This window comes from Vibrio sp. NH-7, assembly GCF_053643215.1.
Genome location: NZ_CM132188.1, coordinates 188,054 through 210,278 on the forward strand (window position 1 = coordinate 188,054; position 22,225 = coordinate 210,278).

The window sequence follows — 22,225 nt, forward strand, 5'->3', positions numbered from 1 at the left end:
TCAGGTGTGAGATTGAGGAAAACGCATGTTTACAGCAACTGATGTGTTGAACACTGAGTTTGTCGAGCAGCCGCTTGAGAAGCTTTGGTCACTGATCTCGCCACTTTATATGGTGGACGAATCACAATGGCTAGAACAACTGTTGCCTTTGGCGATGCCAACTGACGCTGAGAAAGCGCAAATTACCCTAAAAACCACTGAGTTAATTGAAGCGATTCGTGCAGATAAAAAGTCGATTCAAATGATCGACGCACTGCTGCTTGAATACAGCCTTGATACTCAGGAAGGCATTTTGTTGATGTGTCTGGCAGAAGCCTTAATGCGTATTCCGGATGCGGCTACGGCGGATGCGTTGATTCGCGACAAGCTGACAGTGGCGGACTGGAAATCTCACCTGAAGAATTCAGATTCGGTCTTTGTGAATGCCTCGACTTGGGGTTTGATGCTAACCGGTAAAGTGGTTGGTCTTTCTGAGGGGGAAGCTCAAAGCCCGGTAAGTGCGGTTAATCGCCTAGTCAACAAAATGTCTGAGCCCGTGATTCGCAAAGCAATGCATCAAGCAATGAAAGTGATGGGACACCAGTTTGTTCTTGGTCGCAGCATAGCAGAAGCGCAGAAAAATGGACGTTCGAATCGCGACCGAGGTTTTACCTACTCATACGACATGCTCGGTGAAGCGGCATTGACGACCGCTGATGCGAATAAGTACTTCAAAGACTATTTAATGGCGATCGAAGCCGTTGGTCGCGACAAGTATGGCCTTGAAACAAGTCCTGCGCCTTCGGTATCAATTAAGCTCTCTGCGCTGCATCCGCGTTATGAAGTCGCGAATGAAGAGCGTGTTCTCACTGAGTTGTACGATACGTTACAACAACTCCTTAGCCGAGCGGTTGAGCTAGATGTCGCAATCACGATTGACGCAGAAGAAGCGGATCGTTTGGAGTTATCTCTTAAACTGTTCGAGAAAGTGTATCGCAGCGAACTGGTCAAAGGCTGGGGTAAGTTTGGCTTGGTGGTTCAAGCGTACTCAAAACGTGCATTACCGGTGTTAGTCTGGTTAAACGGACTGGCGAAAGAGCAGGGCGATCAAATTCCACTTCGTCTAGTGAAAGGTGCCTACTGGGATAGTGAGATCAAATGGTCACAGCAAGCCGGTTACGCAAACTATCCGGTATACACGCGTAAAGAAGCGACCGACGTGGCGTATTTAGCCTGTGCTAAGTTTCTTTTAAGCGACAATGTACGTGGCAATATTTTCCCACAATTTGCTAGCCACAACGCTCAGACAGTAACGTCTATCGCGGTTATGGCTAAGCACAAAGATTTTGAGTTCCAACGTTTACACGGTATGGGCGATTCGCTCTACAACCATGCGATGGAAGCTTATCAGCAGTCAGTTCGCATCTATGCACCTGTGGGCAGCCACAAAGATCTACTGCCTTACTTGGTTCGCCGACTGCTAGAAAACGGTGCCAACAGCTCCTTTGTTCATCGTCTTGTGGATGCAAGATGTCCTGTCGAGTCGTTAACGCAACACCCTGTGGATATGCTAAAAGCATTCGATACCCTGAACAATACGCAAATTCCACTGCCCCCTGCAGTTTTCCCTGAGCGCAAGAACTCAATTGGCGTCAACGTTGATATTGAGAGTGAAGCGAAACCGTTTGAAGCGGAAGTCGAGCGCTTCCTAGATAAGCAATGGCAGGCGGCTCCTGTCATCAATGGTCACGATTATGCCGAAAGCATGATCAAGGAAAACATCAATGTTGAGCTTGTCAAAGCACCTTACGATCGCCGAATTGAAGTCGGTCAGGTTGCCTTTGCAAACCTTGATCATGTTTTCGAAGCGATTGAAGGAGCACAAGCTGCATTTGAAGGTTGGCAAACGACGTCGCCGCAACAGCGTGGTGAAAAGTTAGAGAAGCTGGCGGATTTGCTTGAGGAACATCTCGCGGAGTTGGTGGCACTTTGTCATCAGGAAGCAGGAAAAACCATTCATGACAGCATCGACGAAGTTCGTGAGGCGGTGGATTTCTGTCGCTACTACGCGAAACAGGTCGACGCGTTGGCGGCATTATCTATTACAGGCTTTGATGGTGAAACTCGCCAAGTTTCACGTCAAGGACGCGGTGTGTTTGTCTGCATCAGCCCTTGGAACTTCCCGCTTGCTATTTTCCTTGGCCAAGTGACGGCCGCGTTAGTTGCGGGTAATACTGTCGTTGCCAAGCCTGCGGAACAAACGAGTCTGATTGCCGCTCGCGCTGTGGCGCTAATGCATGAAGCCGGATTCCCTGCGGGCACTGTTCAGCTATTGACGGGCCGCGGCGCCGAGATTGGCTCTGCACTTACTTCTCACCCTGCGATAGCTGGTGTGGCGTTTACTGGCTCAACGGCAACCGCTCAGCGCATCAACCAAACGTTAGCCCAGCGTGATGCGGCGCCAGTTCCGTTTATTGCTGAAACTGGCGGTCAGAACGCGATGATCGTCGACAGTACGGCGCTGCCTGAGCAGGTCGTTCGTGACGTGATTCGCTCTGCGTTTGCATCGGCAGGTCAACGTTGTAGTGCTCTTCGTGTTCTGTATGTTCAAGAGGACATCGCGGATCGCATTGTTGCCCTAATCCAAGGTGCGATGCAGGAACTTTCGGTCGGTAAGCCTTACCTTCACTCTACAGACGTTGGGCCTGTGATCGACGCAACGGCTAAAGCGAAGTTGACTAAGCACATCGAACTGATGCTATCAACGGAAAAGAAAGTCGCTCAGCTAGCGCTTTCAGAAGAGCATGAGCATGGCGATTTTGTCGCGCCGAGTGCCTTTGAAATCCGTGACATCTCTTGCCTGAAAGAGGAGCAATTTGGTCCTATCTTGCACATCGTTCGCTTTAAAGCGAGTGAGCTGACGCAAGTTGTTGAGCAAATCAATCACACTGGATTTGGTTTGACGATGGGTATCCACAGCCGTAACGAGACGACTTATCGCTGGATTGAGAAGCACGCCCGAGTGGGTAACTGCTACATCAACCGCGACCAAGTCGGCGCAGTTGTTGGTGTTCAACCATTCGGCGGCCAAGGGTTGTCAGGAACGGGGCCAAAAGCGGGTGGTCCGCATTACTTGTTCCGTTTCACGCAAGCAACCTTTTCTTAAGTTCAGGCAGGAGAATAATTATGGTTCATCAAGTCACTCGTTTTTCTGATGCTTTTTCTGCTTGGGAAAACTGGAATCTGACCGATTTTGATTCAAAAAGTGAGTGCCTACTTGCTTTTAAGCAATCGCTGCAGCAAAACCAAGCGTTGCTTGGAGCTGTGGTCTCTTTCCATATCGAGCAAGCGTCTACTTTGCTTGCCGAAACTCATCAACTTATTGGCCCTACTGGGGAAACCAACGAGTTGTACACTGCTGGACGTGGCGTCGCTTTGATCATTCAAGGTGATGCGACGCAACCAGCAAAAAACGCAGCGGTTGCGCAAATGACCGCGGCGCTTATTGCGGGCAACAGTGTCATCTTTTGTAGTGATGATGCCGAGCTTTGCAAAGACCTTGAAGCTGCTTACACGCAGTCTTCTTTACCTACCAACCTAGTACAGTTTGCTTCTTTAGATGCCTATCATCAGCTGCTGGAGTCTGACGTACGTAGTGTCGGTTATGTAGGTAATGTTGAAGTTGAACGTAGTATCAACCGTCAACTTGCGAAACGTGAAGGAGCCATCGTTGGCTTAGTTTCTGAAACGGATCTCAACGCAACTCCCGTTGCCCATGATCCACATCTCTCGTTGCGTTTCATTACCGAGCGCACACGCACAATAAATATAACAGCGGTGGGTGGTAACGCGACCTTGCTAGAACTTGGTAGCGACACTCACTAATCCTTTTCCGTGTATAGCCCCAACGACTATTTTGATAATTACAGGTTGGGGCGTTTAGGGAAGGCGATCGTTTAAAAGAGGACAAATCACATGGAAAATAGCTTTGCTATTACGACCACGTTTATTGCGTATCTAATTTTGATGCTGGCAATAGGCGTTATTGCGTATCAACGAACGAAAAACTCATCAGATTATTTCTTGGGTGGACGCTCACTTGGCCCTTGGCCTGCGGCGCTTTCCGCAGGGGCGTCAGATATGAGTGGTTGGCTGCTATTGGGGCTTCCGGGGTATGCGTACGCAGCGGGTATTGAAGCGTTTTGGCTAGCGGGTGGTCTACTCGTAGGTACATGGCTCAACTGGTTGATTAATGCCAAGCGCCTGCGCACGTACTCGATTACAACCGATGCGTTGACCTTGCCAGAGTTCTTGTCGCGCCGCTTCAACGACAAATCAAAGATGATTCAAGTAATTTCTGCTTTCTTCATTCTTCTGTTCTTCCTTTTCTACACAAGTTCTGGCTTGGTAGCTGGTGGTAAGTTGTTTGAAACTGTATTTGGTTTGGATTACACGACGGCGGTTGTGATTGGCACCGTGTGTGTTGTGTCGTACACCTTGTTTGGGGGCTTCCTTGCGGTATCTTGGACGGACTTGGTGCAAGGCCTGTTGATGGCGGCAGCATTAATGATCGTACCGATCGCGGCCATGGAAGGTGGATTTAGCGATCTTGGTGGTCAGCTAGAAAACATCAACCCAGAGCTATTGACACTATGGAATGACTCAAAAGGTGAGCCACTTTCTGCCATTGCGATCATTTCGCTTGTTGCATGGGGTCTTGGTTACTTTGGTCAGCCACACATTCTAGCGCGTTTCAAAGCGACGCGTACCAACAAAGATTTAACGACAGCTCGTCGTATTGCCGTTATTTGGACTGCGCTGTCTATGCTTGGTGCGATGCTCGTTGGTATTGTTGGTCTAATCTACGTGAACAACTCCGGTGTAACGGTTGATGATGGTGAGAAGATCTTCATGCTTTTGGTTAACTCGTTGTTCCACCCTGTGATTGCCGGCATTCTTCTGGCGGCAATTCTGGCGGCGGTAATGAGTACAGCCGATTCACAACTATTGGTTTCTTCGTCTGCGCTTGCAGAAGACTTCTACAAGCAAGTGTTCAAGCAAGATGCTTCATCTGAAGAGATCGTGATGGTTGGCCGTATTGCGGTAATTGGTATTTCTATTGTTGCTCTTGTGCTTGCAATGACGCCAGACAGCTCAGTTCTTGGCCTTGTGTCTTATGCATGGGCTGGCTTTGGTGCGGCATTCGGCCCTGCGTTAATTCTAAGCTTGTACTGGGCTCGCATGAACCGCAATGGTGCGTTGGCGGGTATTCTGGTTGGTGGTGTTACTATCGTAGTATGGAAGCAGCTGAGTGGCGGTTGGTTTGATGTTTACGAAATTGTACCGGGCATTATTTTCTCGACGATTTCCATTGTGGTAGTGAGCTTGCTGACAGGTGAACCTGAAGAATCAGTGAAAGCGCAGCACGCAAAATTTGAGAAACAGCTAGTCGAATTAGACTAATCGTACTGCTCTGTTAAAAGCCCCTGAAACGGAAAAGTTTCAGGGGCTTTTTTATTTGTTGGTCAGGAATTGAACATGCTTCACAAATTGCACACTAAAGTTTGAGCAAAGGGAACCAAGGCCTTACAACTATGTCCACTATCAATAACCACACCAGATACAGGGAGAGTTCCAATGCCACAGGTTTACTGCCATTGCTGCAACAAAATGACAGCGCATAAAATTGTCATGAAGCGTTGTGAGGAAGAGCATCAATCAATGGTAAAAAGTCTGGCTTGTTTTTTTGCAACCGTATTCCAAGGTGCGCACTACATGAAGATGGAGAAGCAGTGCTTTTGTCGAGTATGCAACACGCAAGCAGATGTGGTGAGCTCAGATGGTTTTTCTGGTGTAAAAGCCGCCTAAACTTTGGGGTGAGTGACCTAATCACCAAAATCACGCTTAGATTCTATTTGTCTCTAGGTGTGTAGAGGGCTATTCGCTTATTATTGGTCAGAATAATAACCAATAATAAGAGTGTTACATGGACCTAGATAGAATTGATCGTGAAATTCTACGTACCTTAAACCTCAAAGGCAGGCTACCTATTGTCGAGTTAGCTAAGCAAGTTAACTTAACCACTTCTCCTTGCTCCGACCGCGTAAAACGTCTCGAAAAAGAAGGCTATATTAAAGGCTACCACGCTGAGTTAAATCCTGAAAAGCTCGGTTTAGACGTGCAAGTGTTCATCCATATCCGCCTCGATCAAACCAGTTTTTCTATCTTTGAAAAGTTTGCAGATGTTGTGTCTGACATTCCTGAAATCGAAGAGTGTTACTCGTTGTCTGGAGATTTCGATACCATGATTAAAGTTCGAGTCAAAGACATGAAGGCGTATCAATACTTTATGTCGAAAAAGCTTGGCACTTTACCTGGCGTTATCCAAACGCGCAGTGAAGTTGTAATAGAAGAGCACAAAACTAGCTTTGGTGTGAATGCGGATTTGATCAGTAAGCTTTGATTCACTAAGAATGAAAAGGGAGGCACCAGCCTCCCTTTGTTGTTTTTTCACAGAGTATTATGCGATGAAGGATGACACGATACCAATCGCACCGCCGAATACACCTCCCCAAACCACTAACCAGCCAAGATGTTCTTTGATCATCTTTTGCACCATTTCTTTGACCAATTTTGGTGTTAGTTCATTTAGGCGTTGGTCTATGATGTTTTCAACATTGCCGCGAATTTCTTCCATCATAGCGGGGGCCTCAAACTGCTCCTTTAGCGCTTCTTTAATCGTATCGCTCTGGCTCATGTCAACGATGGCTTCTTGCATTTTCTCGACAAAAGGTTGCTTAAGAGGTTGGAGTGCTTCAGCGCCGCCAAACATAGCAATCATGCCACCAAATTGAGAGTTGGCGATCACATCCACAAGGGAGTCGAAGGTAGGGTTGAAGTCAATTTTTTCAATGACAGGCTCAAGATTTAACGACTTACCGCCAGCCATTTCTTTGTTCAGAAACTTATCGATATTCTCTTGGGTAAAGAACTGCTCCATCATCAAGTTTTTGATGGCCGCTTTAAACTCTTCAAAGCGCGCAGGAATCACACCCGAACCATATAATCCCGGTACTTTTTCGAACAGCATGTGAATGGCTAACCAGTTAGTAATGGCACCTGAGAAAGCAAAAAGGCCCGCATAAAAGGCGATTTGATTATCAGTTTGATAGCCTCCAGCAAGTAGGGCTAACGCAATAATGTTGGTGAGTAAGCTCTTATTCATTAAACATCTAGTTATGGAGTGGATTTATGGAGCGCAGTATATCTCAAACCGAGTAGAACGCTAAATATCACAGTTTGAGGTTAATTCCTTTAACGTTGCCTCTTTGTTAAATAAATGTGATCCACAATAACTTGATAGACAAGGGATTTTACAACTAAGACGACAGGGCGTAAGTTAAAAAATAGTTAACCAATTGGAGGAACTGTGATGGCAGCACTCGATGGTTTTTCTCAAGCCCATGTTGAACGTCGTACTGAATGGACAAGCTCGTTGTTCAGTTTACGACTCGGTGGTGCTTCTGTTCGATTTCAAGCGGGTCAATACGTGAAGTTGGCACTACTAAACCAAGACGAACAACTGGTAGCACGGCCTTACTCTATTGTTAACGCTCCTTTAAACAGCAGTGACATGATGGAGTTTTTGATTGTTGCAAATCCTGAAGGATCCTTATCCCCTTTATTGCAGCAACTGAGAGAAGGAGACACCATTTACGTAAGTAACAAAGCGTATGGCGATTTGACTCTAAGCTCGATTCCAAAAAACACTCAAAACTTATGGCTGCTTGCTACTGGTACGGGTATCGGTCCCTTTCTTTCGCTGCTAGATGATATTAACGTCAGGCCGGGTTGCGAGCACATTATGCTTGTTCATGCCGTCCGCCAAGAAAAAGATTTGGTTTATCGTTACTTGATAGAAACATTGATTGAGCAATATGATGGCCGCTTACAGTATGTCCCCGTCGTTTCGCGTGAACAGTTGGACAGCGCTTTGTATGGGCGTATACCGCAGTTGCTCTCCAACCAAACACTACAAAAGGAAGCGGGCGTCAATCTTAGCGCAGAAGAGAGCTTTGTGATGCTGTGCGGCAACCCAGATATGATTAAAGAGTCTGTCGAGGTGTTAAAAAGCTTTGGCCTCGAGAAACATCGGCGAGCCACAGGTGGGCAGATCATTTATGAGCGCTATTGGTAAAAAAATCCCTGTCATGTATGACAGGGATTTTCGTTTATTGTGTGCGGTACTGTTTCAATATTTGCGAAAGCGATATGGCTGTGGCGGTTAAGTTCTCTATCCCTTGAGACGATTGCTCTGCCACTGTGCGTAAGGCGTTTGACTGAGTTCGGATGTCGGTCAGCTCTGCGGCGATATCATTGGCGACTGCGCTTTGTTCTTCCGCTGAGGTTGAGATTTGAATACTCATTTCTGTCAATGACTGCGCCGACTGTGCGATGGATTGAACATCTTCACCAATCGCGGCGATCAAATCGCTGCTTGTTTGCGCCTGAGAGACAGTTTTAGACGTGATCGTCGCAATGTTTTGGCTTTCAGACTGGAGCTTCTCGATCATGGACTGGATTTCAACGGTGGCGGATTGAGTGCGGCTTGCGAGCGTTCTTACTTCATCCGCGACAACGGCAAAGCCGCGACCTTGCTCTCCTGCCCGTGCGGCTTCAATGGCTGCATTCAACGCGAGTAGGTTGGTCTGTTCAGAAATGGAGTTGATCGTCGTGATGACTTCATTAATTTGTGTCGTGTTGTCATTTAGGCTCGTTACCGAGTTCTCTGTTTGAGCGATGTACTGTGAGAGCGTATCAATCTCTTTGATGGCTGACAGAACGCGTTTATGGCTACCTTCAATGTGTTTCGAATCATTTTCGGTCTGTTCGGTGGATTGGCGAGATATGTTGGATACTTCTCTTGCAGACGCTGTCATCTCTTCCATTGCGGTCGCAACCGAGTCCAGTGAAGCGTATTGGCTACGGACTTGTTGTTCGCTTTGCTTCATATCTTGTTCGAAAGAGGCAGAGGTGTCTGTCAGCGTTTGAGTGTTTTGGTTGACGTTGTTGACTAAGTCACTGAGTGTGTCCATAGCTTTGTCGAGTGCACAGCCAATGGTACCGAACTCATCCCTTCCTGGATGAAAGCCTAAGCGAGAGGTTAAGTCGCCTTCTCCGATACGTTGAGTTGTCGTGAACAGCACCCATAGTGCGCCGCCAATAAAGGTCGATACCCAGTAACAGAAAAGAGCAAACGGCAAAGTCCATAAATAGCTAAGTAAAAAGGTGGTAAGGGCTTGCGTTTTTGTTTCTGCAACTGCATTGCTGACTTGGCTAGTCAATACATAGTGATTGCCGTCTCGACTGGTTTGATAAACCGAAATGACGCCATTGCTGATGTTCGACTCCTGACGAGATGTTACTCGCGAAATATCGGAAACCGTCGTAAGCTGGTTCTGTTCCAACGTCGAAACGAGAGTATCCAACCGAACTTGGGCAGCTAGTATCTCGCTTGTTTCTGCTTGCTTGATCGTATCCAAGTACCGTCCTCCCGCTAGGAATGAAACGGTTACGAGAAACAGGCCAAGTATCACCCAGAACTTATCATTGATTGACATCTTGATGAACAGGCGATCTATGGTCCTAAAATCGACTTCTTTCATTGTGTTTTCCTCTCAATTCAGACTCTAGTGGAGTCGAATTTTTATGAGTCATTAAAGGTATTAAAGTTATCGATAAATTCGACAGATTTATGCGACATTATTCAAATAATAATGCAATGAGATATTTGTGTTGTTTTATAAGTGTGACATTTGTTGGGTTTTTGATTCTAGTTACGTCGGCGTATTCGTGGTGAATACAAGATTATTTTCACCGAGTGAGAATTACTGGGAACATTTCACTCGCCTTATCTGCTGTTGCTCTCTAATCTGGAATTAATTACGGGTTGATAGGTGGTGCGTTGAGATGAATCTGGTGGTCAATATTCACAAGAACGTTCGTAAACACGGTTTCGAAATGGCGACTCGGCAGGCTTGGAAGTGCGGTTTTAAGGCTAACCTAGTCAAGCGCGTTGTCGGTGTTGCAAAAGGGCAGATCGTCTGCGTTATCGAAGGGGTTCGTCCAGAGTTCTCAACAGAGATCAACAACAGCCTGCACAGCGAAGAAAAGCAAGGTCGATACGTATTCGTCGGAGGTATTGTGTGGGAGCCAAATGACTTACTCGCCCCTGGCTTTCCTGATTTTATGTTTATGCATCTACGTAATTTGGGCAGTAAGCATAAATACATGTCGGATGATGAACTGTTCAACAACCTAGCATGACACGCCATGGTCTCTTTATTTTTCAAAAGTTTGCTTGGCGCTGGTGCAGTCGTGTTGATTGCGCTGCTGTCAAAGAGTAAGAACTTTTACATCGCAGGTCTTGTGCCTCTATTTCCAACGTTTGCCTTGATCGCCCATTTTATTGTCGGTTCCGAGCGCAATATGGAAGAGCTAAGGTTAACCGCGCTTTTTGGTCTCTACTCGTTGTTGCCTTACGCGAGCTATCTAATCGCCGTATACTACTTGAGTTACCGATGGTCTTTAATTCCCACATTAGGTGGTGCGACACTCGTATGGCTAGTGGCGGCAGCAACATTGATGCTCGTGTGGACGAAAACCTTAATGGCTCCTGTATAAAGTGAAAGGGCCTGACTGCTGTCAGGCCCTTTTATCAGAGTGGATACCAGAAAAGTTCGGTGTCGGTGATTCGTTTCGCAATGGCTGCGACAACGCTTATCCCAATCACGAGTAACCAAGCGATATCTTGCTTCTGGAGTGGGCGGTAGCTGTACCAAGTCCGTTTGTTGTGGCGGCCAAATCCCCTCAACGTCATGGCGTTTGAAATCTCTTCTGCTCGGTCTAAGCTCGAGAAAATTAACGGCCCCAAAATTTTTGATACGTTTTGCAAGCGCTGAAACAAAGGCGTATTTTTCGAAATGTCTAGCCCGCGAGCTTGCTGTGCATGCATGATGTTGACGAAGTCGTTTTTCACTTCTGGCAGGTAGCGTAGTGTCAGGCTGACTGCGTAGGCGATTTTGTAAGGTACGCCAATACGATTAAGGCTAGCGGCAAACTCGGTTGGGTGCGTGGTAAACACAAACACCAACGCAATTGGGAACATACTAAAGTACTTCAGAGTGACCGTGATCAGATAGAACAAGGTTTCTTGCGTTAATGAGTAATGGCCAGGCAGTGTCACCAATGGCGTGGTGCTGCCCAGATATTCGGAGCCCTGATTTGGCGCAAGCAAAAACATAAACAGTGCATTGAGCGACAGCACGCTCGCCGTTCCGATTAATAACGGTTTATACACGGTGAGTGGCACTCGAGTCATTTTTAATAACCCTAGTCCAATCAGAATCATGAGGCCAATCAGCCGAAGATCAAAGGTTGTTAATACAACGGTTACCCAAGCGATAAAGAGTGCAAATTTAGTAATGCCATTAAGCGCATGCAGGGGGGATTTGGTATCGACATAGCTGATACCAAATTTCATTTTAGACGTTTTCATGCGAGGTGATTCTCAAGTTGTATGAAGTGCTGCATAAACCCATTCTTGTCATCGATGCCTAACTTGTCCGCCAGATCGTACAAGCTTGTGGTGGTCAAGTTCGCTTTATCGAGTAACGCAGGTTGGCTAAACACTTGCGTCATCGGTGCGTCAGCAATCAACTTGCTATCACAAATCACAATGGATCGCTGCGTGTACTCCAAAACGAGATGCATATCATGAGAGATAATGATCACCGTTATCCCGAGCTCTCTATTGAGTTTGTGAATAAAGTTAAGCATCGCGGTGTAGTTGCGATAATCTTGGCCGGCAGTGGGCTCGTCTAGAATCAGAAGTTCTGGCTCTAATGCCAAAATGGATGCAATAGTGACCCGCTTCTTCTGACCGTAGCTGAGTGCTTCTATTGGCCAGTTACGATACTTAGTTAAACCGCAGAGCTCGAGAATCGAGAGCACTTTTTCTTTGATTATCTCTTCGCTTAGCCCCTTATTTCTCAGACCAAAAGCGATCTCATCGAAAATCATATGGTGAGAGATCATATGATTAGGGTTTTGCATGACAACACCAATTTTTTGGCTGCGCTCGAAGATAGAGAGTTCTTGCAGCGCTTCATCATTAAATGTAATGGTTCCATCATCCGGTGCAATTACGCCCATGATCAACTTGGTGATGGTCGACTTACCCGATCCATTTTTCCCTAAAATAGAGACAAATTCACCGCGTCGAATAGAAAAACTAACCTCTTCCAGTGCGTTTCGTTCGCCATCGTACGAGTAGGTGAGGTTTGAAATTTCAAGTAGTTTGTCGCTGTTGTTATTCTCTGAAACGACGTGACTGCGCCATTGCAGAAACTGAGATTGGCACTGGTCTATGGGGTAGTGGTTTAGACTCGCGGGCTTATCTGTTGCGTGTATGGCGCACCCCGCGCTTTTCAATGCAGAGAGGTAAAGAGGTTCACGAATCCCATGCTCAGCCAGCAATGGCGAAGCAAGCATCTCATCAGGCGTGAGATCGGCAATGATTTCCCCTTGTTCCATCAGAATGATTCGGTCAACGGGGCGATGCAGTACGTCTTCCAGTCGGTGCTCAATAATAATGATGGTCTTGCCGGATTCTTGATGAAGCTGGTCGATGATTTCAATCGTTTTTCGACCTGTCTTTGGATCGAGCGCTGCTAGTGGCTCATCAAAGAGCAGTGTGTCGACATCGTCGACTAAAATGCCCGCTAACGAAACTCGCTGTTTTTGCCCTCCGGAGAGGTCTTGCGGCGAGCGGTCAAGCATCGTTTCCAGTTCAACCATTTTGGCGGTTGATTTGACAATTGGATACATATCAACATTGGAAACTTGCTGGTTTTCGAGTGCAAATGCAATATCTTCACCGACACTTAACCCAACAAACTGGCTGTCAGTATCTTGCAGGACGGTACCGACCTGTTCGGTGATTTGGTGCAATTGGAGCTTGGCACATTGCTGACCATGTAAGGTCAATTGCCCCGTTATTTCCCCTTTGATGGCATGGGGGATGAGCCCATTTAGGCATTGGCCAAGGGTAGATTTTCCGCTACCACTTGGACCGATAATGACGATTTTCTCTCCTTTCTCTATCCTTAGATTGATATGTTTAAGCGTCGGTTTGTCCAGCGACTCATATCTAAAAGAGAAGTCAGAAAATTCAATAGTCATTGATGATTAAGCCTCAGTTAGGTTACGGCTTTGAGCGTTGCGTTTTGCGACTGATTTGAGAATAAAGTAGCCAACAACCGCAATTAACACTGTGTTGCCAGCAGCAATAATGGTCAACTGAGTGAAGACTTTGGTGAATGGTTCAGCGTATAGAATGGTGTCAAGGAATGCGGAGCAGCCGTAGCCGATCACGTTGCCAACCAGTGCGAGCAAGACAAACAGCGCGAAGTCTTTTTGGTTGAAGTGGCCATTTTGTAGACGGTGTTTGGTTAGCGCAGGATAGAAACCCAAAATAAGTCCCACGATGCCAGAACCTAGCACCCAAGTGATCCAAACGCCCCAACCTGCAAACAAATCCGTCACCCAGTGACCGATGAAACCCACTAAGAAGCCAACAATAGGACCAAACAGAACAGAGAAAAGTGCCAATACCGCCATTGCCGGTTTAAGTGTTGTATTGGCAAAAACAGGAATACCGAACATCGGTAAGCCGCCAATTCCATACAGCGCTGCGCCAATTGCAATAACGACAACGGTTTTTGCAGAAAGATTCATAGATAACCCTTAGTGTGATGCCTATTTCAGAACAGCAATACTCTGTGTCTGCTGTTCAAGGAAACAGTGATAAATTCTTTAAAGAACGTAGCTATAGGTGCTTTATTTGATTGATTTTTGTACACCTATGAGCGCAAGGTGCGAATTATACCTGTTGATAAATGACTTGGAAAGCCAACTATCTAGATGGCTAACCGTTGTTGGTCGGCTCGCAGATGAGGATAGAGGTTGAGACAAAAAACAGGCCTCGAATGAGGCCTGTTTTATGCGAGTATTAATGATCCAAGTAGAGGTAGTTTTGCCAACTCTTCATTCGAATCAATACTTTCCTCATGATAGAAACGTGGGTGAATTTATCGGAATACACCGCCACTTCGACCGCTGTACCCATCGGAAGATTGTACTCTGTTAAGTCATCAGTGATCTTCAGTGTCACAAATACGCGGCCACTGGTGCGCAGAGCTTCTGTTCCAAGAAGTGAGCCACGAGCCTGGAACTGGCTTTCACCAATCGCTGGAAGAACGTCGATTACCTCACCTTTAAACACCTTACCTGGCAGTGCGCGGAATAAAAACTCGGCTTCATAGCCAGGTTTTAATCGTTGCAGCGAGTTTTGTCTGAAGGCTGCCGTGTATATTTTATCTTCGGTATGAACGAAGGTCATCACAGGCGCGAGCGGTAAAGGTACTGCCATGACACCAGGGCGTAAAGCAAGCTGGGTAGCAAAGCCATCAGTCGGTGCGCGAACCACGGTTTGCTCCAAGTCAAACTCCGCTTGGCGCAGCTCTGCTAATAGACGAGCGACAGTGGTGTTTTCTCCACCAATCTCAGAGTCCAGTGCGAGTTCTGCTTGTTCAACGCCCGCTTGAGCTGACTCAACGGCAGCTTGTGCGGCTTTGAAGGCTTGGCGGCGTGTATCGAGTTGTTGCTCGGTAAATGCACCTTTATCGTAACCTCGTTGGTAACGATCGAATTCACGCTGCGCCTTATCGCGCTCTGCTATCGCTTTCACTTCTGCCGCTTTGGCTGCTTGAAGCTGCGACTCGAGTCCAAGCGCGCCTTGACTCGCCTCTTTAATTTGAGCCTTCTTCTTGGCTACTTCCGCTTCATAAGGGATTGGGTCAATCTTGAATAGAACGTCCCCTTGCTGGAGTGGTTGGTTTGGCTGAACGGGTACTTCGATTACTTTTCCTCTTACGCCAGAAACGATAGGGGTCGAAGAAAAGACTTGATTACCGGTTTGTGTGAACGGATGGTTGTAGTTCATCAATAAAATGAGTGTACCAATAAGGACAACGCCGCCAAGAACTGCGGTAGGGACTGTCCATTTGTTCAGCGGAATGTTAAAGACTTTGAATATGGTGATACACAGAGCGGCGTACGTCAGAATTAAAAGTAAATCCATTACTGCTTCTCCTCTTGACCATCAGTCTGGTTGGAAGGCGCTGTGGTCTGTTTGGATTCGGTTTTTAGTTCGGCGACTTCTTTTTGTAGTTGGTTGACCTGATCAATCAATGCATCGACGCGATGGTGAATATCATGCTGCTCCGCTTCCAGTTTTTGGAATCCCCAGCCACGCTCTTTTCGCCATAGCGTTGCCCAAATCCAAAGGAATGGCCAGATAGCGTGCAGGGTAAATAGGCTAACCCAGCCAGCATAGTGAATCGCATCTTGATGAGGGTGCTCGCGATCTTTTGCTATTTCATACGGAATGTCATGAATAACGATGATGCCGTAAAAGATAACCAACGCGACAAAGACCAGAAGGCCCAATGCGAAGTAATCTAAAAACATAGTTACATCCTTGTTTTTTAAATCATGGAAAGTTAAATCGTACGGTGGTTAAGAGATAAAGTATAGAAATAAAAACAACAAATTAGAGATTTTTTGGTTACACTTCTCAATTAACTGTTTTAACAATTATGTGGGGTGATATGGCATACCAAGGAGAGGTAGCAGCGCTCGCCGCAGCGGTGGTATGGGCGTTAGCAACGTGGATCTACAGCCAGTTTAGTCACCGATTTAGCGCTTTGCAATTGAACATCCTAAAGGGAACGATAGCGTCAATAATGATGTTGATTGCGCTACCGATTACCTCGGTTAACATCGTAAAGCCCGACACATCTCATTTGTTGATACTGGCCATTTCCGGCGTGATAGGTATCGCTATTGGTGATAGCGCTTATTTTGCTTCGTTAAAACGAATTGGTGCGAATAAGACGTTGTTATTGGAATCGCTTGCCCCGCCGTTGTCGGGTGTCTTAGCTTTGCTGGTATTGGGGTCTGTCTTAACGTTTCAGAGTTGGCTAGGTGTGATTGTTACAACGGTTGCGGTGACATTTGTCATTTTTCAGCCCGAAGAACAGAGTCAATCAATTAGCATGACAGGGGTAATGTTTGGATTACTAGCCAGCGTATGTCAGGCATCGGGTGTTGTTATTTCGCACTATGCCTTGGTTGCTGGGGATCTTCCACCATTGCTTGGCGCCTTGATTCGGTTATCTGTCGGTGTGTTGGCCGTGGTACTGGTCATTGGATTCATTGAAAAGTCGCCATTTGAAGAGACTAAACGTCATTTACGCTCGTTATCACAGCCCGCTTTTATCTGGCTTCTCGCAGCTATTTTCGTGGGCACTTTTTTAGCGTTGTGGTTGCAGCAGATAGCACTAAAATATGCCAATCCGGCAGTAGCTCAAACATTAATCGCAACCAGTCCGCTGTTTATGTTGCTTATCTATCTGTTTAAAGGAAGAAGGGTGACCCGCCAGAGCGTTTTCGGCACTCTGGCGGCGATAATCGGAATCTCGCTGTTTTTTGTTCAGTAGTGGTGTTTACTCGGTGCAGACTTGGTTGCGACCGTTGGCTTTTGCTCGGTAGAGCGCTTTGTCTGCACGGTAGAAGGTACGTTGTGTGTTTTCACCTTCGCGATGCAAAGTGATACCGACACTCACGGTTAATCCGCGCTCACCGAGAATATCTCCCCAGCCAAAATTGAAAATGCGCTCGCGGTAGGTTTCAGCATGCATTTCGGCTTGTTCTAGTGTGCAGCGCTCAATAATGACCAAAAACTCCTCACCACCAAATCGAACACATGAGGCTCCGCGGAATTTGAAGTAAGCCGCTAGCTCGGCTGAAACGTTGACGATCGCTTTGTCGCCAACCAAGTGGCTAAGCTCATCGTTGATCGATTTAAAGTGGTCAATGTCTATCACCATCAAAGCAAACGGCACGTCGTGAAGCAGTAAGTCTTTCAGCTTCACGTCGAGCCAACGTCGGTTGTGCAGTTTGGTTAACGGGTCGGTAAACACGTCTTGTTGCAACTGAGCCACGGTGTGCTTCTGGCTTTCTGTTGTCTCTTTGAGTTCGCGATTTTCAATCTCGGATAAGATGAGCTTGAGCTGCAGTTCGAAACGAGAAAGCCTACGTAATTGGCTAGCGCCGAGTTCACCGATCGGGATTTGCTTCATCAAATCACTTTCGATTCGAAATGCTCGTTTTTGATAATCGAGCGCGCGCACGTAGTCGCCTTGTTGCTCGCAAATCTCACCCAGTGAGTTACAAAGCTGAAGGTTTAATATCGGTGACGCGTGTTGTTTGATTCTCTTATGCGCCGCTTCAAGAATCATGTTGGCCCAATGCGATTTCCCTGATTCATTCAAACAGTAGGCAAGTTCTAAGCGCGTCATGTTGGATAACCACACCGAATGGATGTTGCCCGATGCGTATTGAACATTGGATAGACACGACATCGCGAGATCGGTTCGCTTCTCTTGGCGATATAACTTTGCTTGATAGAGTAAGATTTGCCCTGCCAGCACTTTATCGCTAACGAGGATACTGAGTTCTTCACACTCTTTAATTAAATCTTGTGCCGCTGTGTAGCGGTTAAGCTCAATGTAGCAGGCAAGCATGTAGAGCTTGTATCTAAGGCGAAGTGAGCGGCTACTTATCGCGTGGTCTATGCTATCAATCTTTTGGTAATAGCGAAGGGCGCGATTGTGATCGCCGTACGCGTCACAGAGGTTACCCATTCCCAGCACGGCTAGGGCGTATTCATCGATAAAGCTGTTATCTACAGCGATGGTGGAGGCGGTGATGTATTCATGAAGCGCGCCGCTGTAGTCTCCGCCTTCAACGAGGCGATCCGCTAAGCTGTTTTTTACCTCAAGGATCAATTCCGCATCTTGAGGCAATGTAAGCAGGTTAAGCGCTTCTCTCAACTCTTCGATACTGGTAAGAGGTTGCTTTAGTTCACTGCGAAACTCAGCGCTTATGATTAAGCACTGGGCTTTTTCTTGAGGCGTCGAGGCGACATGTTGGCGAACGTGGCTCCAGAAAATTAACGCTTCTTCACCAGCCACCGAAGACGCATCTAAACCAGAGTCGGAAATTTTATTCAGTAATACTTCCATTTTGCTCTTCCTGTCGCTGGTTTTCTTCTAATTGTTCTAGGGTGAATGGGAAGGTGAGTATGTCTTGGAAGACAACTTTTGGCAGAGGTTTGTCGAGTCCTTTGCGATGCCAAGGGTAGATTTCGATCATTTTGGCGAGTACATGGAAAACATTTAGCGCTTCATCGCCTTTGTCTGCCAATAAAAGCCCAAGTCTTTCACTGCTCAAGCGTGAGAGCAGGTCTTGTTTGTTACACAAAGAGTGAGCCAGTTCCGCACATACGTCTAAGTATCCAGAGTCAGAGTGTTGAATCATAATGACGGCATGGTTTGAGCGTTTTAGCTCAGTCTTGAACAGAACCAGTTGTTCCCACCAGTAAATTTCAGACACCATCTGGCTGAGGTGTTTTTCTGGATCGTATTCATGCTGGCCACGAATTCGGTTGATCAGTTTACGAGCACGTTGCTCAAGTTGACGTTTGGAAGCGCGCGCTTTGTCGTTGCTTACGCGAGCGGTCTGTTCGCGTAGCATATCGGTCGAGTGTTTACGGTATTTTTTGAACGCTTGCAGGGCGATTTTGTGCTCGCCGCACTCTTCTGCCACTCTCGATTGTTGAAAACAGATCTGAGACAACAGTTCTCCGTTATCAAATGATGTTGCAGATTGCTCCGCATTTTTCAATAACTCTGAGGCTTTTTGTGGGTGTTTACGCAATAGCTCTAGGCGAGCACGGCTGATGTAAGAGTGCGCTTTCATCCAGACTAAATCGTGCTTAACCGCTAAGGAGTGCGCTTTGTTGGTCGCTTCCTCAGCGTCTTCCAATCGCTCCAAGCCAAGCAGCGCAAGGCCGCGAAAATCCCAAATTTCCGCTTGCCAGGTATTGTCATGGTGATCTTTTAGCGCTTCAGCGGCGCCATCAAGTACCGACAGCATCTCGACATAGTTATTGAGTAGATAGTGGTCCCAAGCAAGCAAGATACGCGCTTTACCCTCTAACCAGCTTATTCGGGCATTGTTCGCGACGGTAACCGCAAGCTCATGGGTGGTCTTGGCCAACTGGTATTCATTGGTAATACGCCACACGTTGCCAAGGCCAATCAATGCTTCCAGTTGAATCTCTGTTTCGTCGACTAAAGCCGATTGCTCAAGCGCGTTAATCCAATACTGCTGGGCAGAGTAATACTTGGCTTGTCCCCAATAGTGGAGTGCGTGAATGTGAAGAATTTCAGGCAGGAGATCGTCGGTGTCTAGAGAGCTAAGCTTGCTGTGCGCTTCCTTGATGTACCGAATCCCTTTTCGGTAGTCCATGGTATTCCATGCGCAGCGAGACATGATCACTAAGCACTGAATTTCGCCTTCAGGGTAGAGGATTTGTGCAGAACGCGCCGCGCACTGTTCCGCGATAGCTCGAACCTTATCAGGCTCGGCTTCGATGCGCGCCTTAAGCTGATCTATCTCTGTCTCTAGTAGTCGTTGGCTTTTATCCAATGAATCAATCCCTTACCGCTTCTATGCTTAAAACGCCATACTTATTATAAGAATAGCAGTTTACTTTACTCTACTAAAAGTACTAAAACTCGGGCGGTTTACGGGGGCGCGTCACATTAATGACAATTATGAAAGCAACTCTCTTAATGTCAGCGGAGACTGTGTTAGCTCAAGATTTTGCGCCGCCGTGTTACCGCACTTATCTTGGTAGCACAAATTGTGCCATGCTCGGAAAATATCCAACATTGGTAGTAGACCACCAGGTCGAAGTTTGCGGCGAGGCTCATTGATAAAACTTTCGAATAGAGTTTGAAAGCGTTGTTGGTAGAACGCTGTTTTTCGAATTGAAGCCTTTTGCAACCAGTATTCAGGCTCGTTTTGTTGACCCGCTAGGTAACAAATTCCTTTTGAGTTGTTACCAACCGAACTGATTGCCCAGCGATCTCGCCACCATCCCATATGGACAATGTCAATCTTGTCGATTGTACTGCCTGTCTGCCACTGGCTGTCTTCCTCTACATACATCAAGTCGATATTTTGGCGCTGAATTCTTGGCAAGAATACGCTCAACGCTGCCGAGCGAAGGACAGGATCTTGTGGCAAGTAAATGCTGACTCGGCTCTCTTCTTGGCACATATCTAGAACGTGCAAAAAGTGAGCGTACGAGGTGTAAGGAGGTCGAATCAATGCGCCTTTTGACGGGTAATTGAATACCGTCAAGTTGCCCATTGGGTCTTCAACATTGCCACGTGCCAGAATGGTTTGATATTGCTGGTCTATACGTTCCTTCAGCACCGGTGAAGGACTGGGTGCTGGCATGTTTGCTTCTGAAGAGTGATCGCGTGAAACAAAACGTGATGGTGTTGAATACGGATCGTGATCGACGCTTCCACTTGGCTCTTCTTGAGCCGAGTAATTGACGTGTTGACACAATATATAGCCACTGTTGGCTTCGCCCGTTGCCATCCAAAGGACGCCATTGTTGCTTTTAGGCTGCAACTGTACGTAGTGGGAAGCAAACTCATAGGATTGTGCGTGGTTAACCCATCTCGCATCGAACATCGCCAACTTGCGTCGGCAACGACTTGCGATATGGTCCAAGTGGTCATAAAACGTTTTTGGATTGATCTCTAATTTGCGGCAAATCTCGCGGACAGAATAGCCCATAAAGAGCAAGCCAAGCAGGTTTTCTTGGAAATGAAGTTTTTTATTGGCTCCAGACCATTTATCGACGAAGGTTGTCTGGCAGCATTTGCAGCGATAGCGTTGGCGGTCACCACTGTAACCAAACGCATGATAAAGGTGCTTGTGAGTATGGACTGATAAGCCAAAGTTTTCGCAATCATCGTTGCGGCAGGCTGGAAGCCCATCGCTATGGAGATGACGCAAGCGGTGAAGCTCGTTGAGAACTTCTTGGTTGTTAAGTAAGGGGGGGAAAGCACCGCACTCCCGACAAACCATCGCAGGTCGTTTAGGGTTCGCATGTTGCACAACGTAACGATATGCATCACTCAATCCAAAGTTGTCACACGCCAATGTTTTACAAAAGTTGAGCTGTAAACCTTCTGCTTCCTGTGGCAGTTTGCCAGTTGTCACTATCTCCCCCTCGGGATTATTCGGGCCACCAAGCAGACACTTGGTGGCAAAGTAAATCGAATTAGATGTTGATTGCTGTCTCTAGCGCCACTTTCATCATGTCATTGAACGATTTTTGACGTTCTTCTGAGCTAAGTTTTTCGCCACGGATGATGTGGTCAGAAACGGTTAGAATCGTTAGTGCTTTTGCACCTAGGTCTGCAGCAACACCGTAGATGCCAGCAGCTTCCATATCTACACCTAGAATGCCTAGTTTTTCCATCTTCTCGAAGATGTCAGCTTCAGGTGTGTAGAAAAGGTCTGCCGAGAATACGTTACCCACTTTTACTGGCACTTCTTGAGCGCGAGCTTGGTTTACCGCTTCTTCTAGTAGGCCGTAATCAGCGATTGCTGCGAAGTCGTGGTTGTTGAAACGGATACGGTTAACTTTAGAGTCAGTAGATGCACCCATACCGATCACAACGTCCATTAGGTTTACGTCGTCACGCACTGCGCCACAGCTACCGACACGGATTACGTTTTTAACGCCGTATTCAGCGATTAGCTCGTGAACGTAGATACAGCATGATGGGATACCCATACCGTGGCCCATTACTGATACTTTCTTACCTTTATAAGTACCTGTAAAACCAAACATGTTACGTACGTCACATACTTGCTTCACGTCTTCTAGGAACGTTTCTGCAATGTATTTAGCGCGTAGCGGGTCACCCGGCATAAGTACTGTTTCTGCAAAATCACCTGGTTGAGCGTTAATGTGTGGGGTTGCCATAGTTGATACTCCAAAGTTATTGATTATTCAGTTTCCTGATTACCAATTTTGTTGATTCTGTTTTATCTGTTGAGGCAATACTAGCTAGATAAGCGCTCGAGCCGTGAGATGTATGTCACAAAAGCACCCAAACTCGAAGTGAAAAAGGCTATTGATAACGTTTTGTGTTGAAAGTGGTAATGCAATCGATTCGGAAAAACG

The 22,225-nt window shown here is 46.7% G+C and carries 20 protein-coding genes; 9 read left to right on the forward strand and 11 right to left on the reverse strand.

Annotation, left to right across the window (positions count from 1 at the left end; genetic code table 11):
* Window positions 1-25 precede the first annotated feature (25 nt).
* The 5 genes from putA to ACUALS_RS15205 all read left to right on the forward strand — a co-directional run bounded on the left by putA (window position 26) and on the right by ACUALS_RS15205 (window position 6,442).
* On the forward strand, window positions 26-3,145 hold the full coding sequence (gene putA, locus ACUALS_RS15185; protein ID WP_454449746.1) for a bifunctional proline dehydrogenase/L-glutamate gamma-semialdehyde dehydrogenase PutA: 3,120 nt from the start codon (window positions 26-28) through the stop codon (window positions 3,143-3,145).
* A gap of 20 nt (window positions 3,146-3,165) precedes the next feature.
* Window positions 3,166-3,864: a 1-pyrroline-5-carboxylate dehydrogenase gene (locus ACUALS_RS15190; RefSeq protein WP_038135278.1), complete on the forward strand. Its 699-nt coding sequence runs from the start codon at window positions 3,166-3,168 to the stop codon at window positions 3,862-3,864.
* A gap of 90 nt (window positions 3,865-3,954) precedes the next feature.
* A complete protein-coding gene (gene putP, locus ACUALS_RS15195) occupies window positions 3,955-5,442 on the forward strand; it encodes a sodium/proline symporter PutP (protein WP_454449747.1) in 1,488 nt (495 codons plus the stop codon).
* Between the two features lie 174 nt (window positions 5,443-5,616).
* Complete coding sequence (locus tag ACUALS_RS15200) at window positions 5,617-5,847, forward strand: hypothetical protein (protein ID WP_038135274.1); 231 nt, start codon at window positions 5,617-5,619, stop codon at window positions 5,845-5,847.
* A 118-nt stretch (window positions 5,848-5,965) separates the two neighbouring features.
* On the forward strand, window positions 5,966-6,442 hold the full coding sequence (locus ACUALS_RS15205; RefSeq protein ID WP_005470058.1) for an Lrp/AsnC family transcriptional regulator: 477 nt from the start codon (window positions 5,966-5,968) through the stop codon (window positions 6,440-6,442).
* 57 nt (window positions 6,443-6,499) lie between these two features.
* On the opposite strand, the gene ACUALS_RS15210 is transcribed toward ACUALS_RS15205, so the two are convergent.
* A complete protein-coding gene (locus ACUALS_RS15210) occupies window positions 6,500-7,204 on the reverse strand; it encodes a DUF445 domain-containing protein (protein WP_454449748.1) in 705 nt (234 codons plus the stop codon).
* Window positions 7,205-7,411: 207 nt separating this feature from the next.
* Between ACUALS_RS15210 and ACUALS_RS15215 the strand changes: the two genes are divergently transcribed.
* On the forward strand, window positions 7,412-8,176 hold the full coding sequence (locus tag ACUALS_RS15215) for a ferredoxin--NADP reductase (protein ID WP_454449749.1): 765 nt from the start codon (window positions 7,412-7,414) through the stop codon (window positions 8,174-8,176).
* Between the two features lie 34 nt (window positions 8,177-8,210).
* On the opposite strand, the gene ACUALS_RS15220 is transcribed toward ACUALS_RS15215, so the two are convergent.
* Window positions 8,211-9,644 carry a methyl-accepting chemotaxis protein gene (locus tag ACUALS_RS15220; protein ID WP_454449750.1) on the reverse strand — a complete coding sequence of 478 codons (1,434 nt, stop codon included), beginning with the start codon at window positions 9,642-9,644 and terminating at the stop codon, window positions 8,211-8,213.
* Window positions 9,645-9,948: 304 nt separating this feature from the next.
* Here ACUALS_RS15220 and ACUALS_RS15225 point away from each other — a divergent pair, with 304 nt between their 5' ends.
* On the forward strand, window positions 9,949-10,305 hold the full coding sequence (locus ACUALS_RS15225) for a hypothetical protein (protein ID WP_005470273.1): 357 nt from the start codon (window positions 9,949-9,951) through the stop codon (window positions 10,303-10,305).
* Between the two features lie 6 nt (window positions 10,306-10,311).
* Window positions 10,312-10,662, forward strand: a complete 351-nt coding sequence (locus ACUALS_RS15230) for a GlpM family protein (RefSeq protein ID WP_454449751.1) — start codon at window positions 10,312-10,314, stop codon at window positions 10,660-10,662.
* A 34-nt stretch (window positions 10,663-10,696) separates the two neighbouring features.
* Here ACUALS_RS15230 and ACUALS_RS15235 read toward each other — a convergent pair whose 3' ends face one another.
* The 5 genes from ACUALS_RS15235 to ACUALS_RS15255 form a co-directional block, all read right to left on the reverse strand.
* Entirely contained in the window at window positions 10,697-11,536 is an 840-nt protein-coding gene (locus ACUALS_RS15235) for an energy-coupling factor transporter transmembrane component T family protein (protein WP_005470016.1), read from the reverse strand.
* A complete protein-coding gene (locus tag ACUALS_RS15240) occupies window positions 11,533-13,221 on the reverse strand; it encodes an ABC transporter ATP-binding protein (RefSeq protein WP_454449752.1) in 1,689 nt (562 codons plus the stop codon). The genes ACUALS_RS15235 and ACUALS_RS15240 overlap by 4 nt, the downstream gene beginning before the upstream one ends.
* Window positions 13,222-13,227: 6 nt before the next feature.
* The gene (locus tag ACUALS_RS15245) at window positions 13,228-13,776 is read right to left on the reverse strand and encodes an ECF-type riboflavin transporter substrate-binding protein (protein ID WP_454449753.1); all 549 of its coding nucleotides are present in this window, start codon (window positions 13,774-13,776) and stop codon (window positions 13,228-13,230) included.
* A 274-nt stretch (window positions 13,777-14,050) separates the two neighbouring features.
* Window positions 14,051-15,181, reverse strand: a complete 1,131-nt coding sequence (locus ACUALS_RS15250; RefSeq protein WP_005470154.1) for an HlyD family secretion protein — start codon at window positions 15,179-15,181, stop codon at window positions 14,051-14,053.
* Entirely contained in the window at window positions 15,181-15,570 is a 390-nt protein-coding gene (locus tag ACUALS_RS15255) for a DUF3302 domain-containing protein (RefSeq protein ID WP_038135257.1), read from the reverse strand. Before ACUALS_RS15255 ends, ACUALS_RS15250 begins: the two co-directional genes overlap by 1 nt.
* Before the next feature lie 140 nt (window positions 15,571-15,710).
* On the opposite strand from ACUALS_RS15255, the gene ACUALS_RS15260 reads away from it, so the two are divergent.
* Window positions 15,711-16,601 carry a DMT family transporter gene (locus tag ACUALS_RS15260; RefSeq protein WP_454449754.1) on the forward strand — a complete coding sequence of 297 codons (891 nt, stop codon included), beginning with the start codon at window positions 15,711-15,713 and terminating at the stop codon, window positions 16,599-16,601.
* Between the two features lie 6 nt (window positions 16,602-16,607).
* Here the strand turns inward: ACUALS_RS15260 and ACUALS_RS15265 are convergent, their stop codons facing one another.
* From ACUALS_RS15265 to deoD, 4 genes are all read right to left on the reverse strand, one after another.
* On the reverse strand, window positions 16,608-18,188 hold the full coding sequence (locus ACUALS_RS15265; RefSeq protein WP_454449755.1) for a diguanylate cyclase domain-containing protein: 1,581 nt from the start codon (window positions 18,186-18,188) through the stop codon (window positions 16,608-16,610).
* The gene (locus tag ACUALS_RS15270; protein WP_038188238.1) at window positions 18,169-19,656 is read right to left on the reverse strand and encodes a hypothetical protein; all 1,488 of its coding nucleotides are present in this window, start codon (window positions 19,654-19,656) and stop codon (window positions 18,169-18,171) included. Before ACUALS_RS15270 ends, ACUALS_RS15265 begins: the two co-directional genes overlap by 20 nt.
* A 126-nt stretch (window positions 19,657-19,782) precedes the next feature.
* Complete coding sequence (locus tag ACUALS_RS15275; protein WP_334474969.1) at window positions 19,783-21,252, reverse strand: lactate dehydrogenase; 1,470 nt, start codon at window positions 21,250-21,252, stop codon at window positions 19,783-19,785.
* 61 nt (window positions 21,253-21,313) lie between these two features.
* Entirely contained in the window at window positions 21,314-22,024 is a 711-nt protein-coding gene (deoD, locus tag ACUALS_RS15280; RefSeq protein ID WP_005470284.1) for a purine-nucleoside phosphorylase, read from the reverse strand.
* Window positions 22,025-22,225: the final 201 nt, after the last annotated feature.

What these genes read in the sequence shown, in the direction of transcription:
- ACUALS_RS15245 (WP_454449753.1), bottom strand. Translation starts at nt 13,776, where the DNA reads ATGAATCTTTCTGCAAAAACCGTTGTCGTTATTGCAATTGGCGCAGCG.
- deoD (WP_005470284.1), bottom strand. Translation starts at nt 22,024, where the DNA reads ATGGCAACCCCACACATTAACGCTCAACCAGGTGATTTTGCAGAAACA.
- putA (WP_454449746.1), top strand. Translation starts at nt 26, where the DNA reads ATGTTTACAGCAACTGATGTGTTGAACACTGAGTTTGTCGAGCAGCCG.
- ACUALS_RS15215 (WP_454449749.1), top strand. Translation starts at nt 7,412, where the DNA reads ATGGCAGCACTCGATGGTTTTTCTCAAGCCCATGTTGAACGTCGTACT.
- putP (WP_454449747.1), top strand. Translation starts at nt 3,955, where the DNA reads ATGGAAAATAGCTTTGCTATTACGACCACGTTTATTGCGTATCTAATT.
- ACUALS_RS15235 (WP_005470016.1), bottom strand. Translation starts at nt 11,536, where the DNA reads ATGAAAACGTCTAAAATGAAATTTGGTATCAGCTATGTCGATACCAAA.
- ACUALS_RS15255 (WP_038135257.1), bottom strand. Translation starts at nt 15,570, where the DNA reads ATGTTTTTAGATTACTTCGCATTGGGCCTTCTGGTCTTTGTCGCGTTG.
- ACUALS_RS15220 (WP_454449750.1), bottom strand. Translation starts at nt 9,644, where the DNA reads ATGAAAGAAGTCGATTTTAGGACCATAGATCGCCTGTTCATCAAGATG.
- ACUALS_RS15250 (WP_005470154.1), bottom strand. Translation starts at nt 15,181, where the DNA reads ATGGATTTACTTTTAATTCTGACGTACGCCGCTCTGTGTATCACCATA.
- ACUALS_RS15205 (WP_005470058.1), top strand. Translation starts at nt 5,966, where the DNA reads ATGGACCTAGATAGAATTGATCGTGAAATTCTACGTACCTTAAACCTC.
- ACUALS_RS15260 (WP_454449754.1), top strand. Translation starts at nt 15,711, where the DNA reads ATGGCATACCAAGGAGAGGTAGCAGCGCTCGCCGCAGCGGTGGTATGG.
- ACUALS_RS15240 (WP_454449752.1), bottom strand. Translation starts at nt 13,221, where the DNA reads ATGACTATTGAATTTTCTGACTTCTCTTTTAGATATGAGTCGCTGGAC.
- ACUALS_RS15200 (WP_038135274.1), top strand. Translation starts at nt 5,617, where the DNA reads ATGCCACAGGTTTACTGCCATTGCTGCAACAAAATGACAGCGCATAAA.
- ACUALS_RS15210 (WP_454449748.1), bottom strand. Translation starts at nt 7,204, where the DNA reads ATGAATAAGAGCTTACTCACCAACATTATTGCGTTAGCCCTACTTGCT.
- ACUALS_RS15265 (WP_454449755.1), bottom strand. Translation starts at nt 18,188, where the DNA reads ATGGAAGTATTACTGAATAAAATTTCCGACTCTGGTTTAGATGCGTCT.
- ACUALS_RS15230 (WP_454449751.1), top strand. Translation starts at nt 10,312, where the DNA reads ATGGTCTCTTTATTTTTCAAAAGTTTGCTTGGCGCTGGTGCAGTCGTG.
- ACUALS_RS15190 (WP_038135278.1), top strand. Translation starts at nt 3,166, where the DNA reads ATGGTTCATCAAGTCACTCGTTTTTCTGATGCTTTTTCTGCTTGGGAA.
- ACUALS_RS15225 (WP_005470273.1), top strand. Translation starts at nt 9,949, where the DNA reads ATGAATCTGGTGGTCAATATTCACAAGAACGTTCGTAAACACGGTTTC.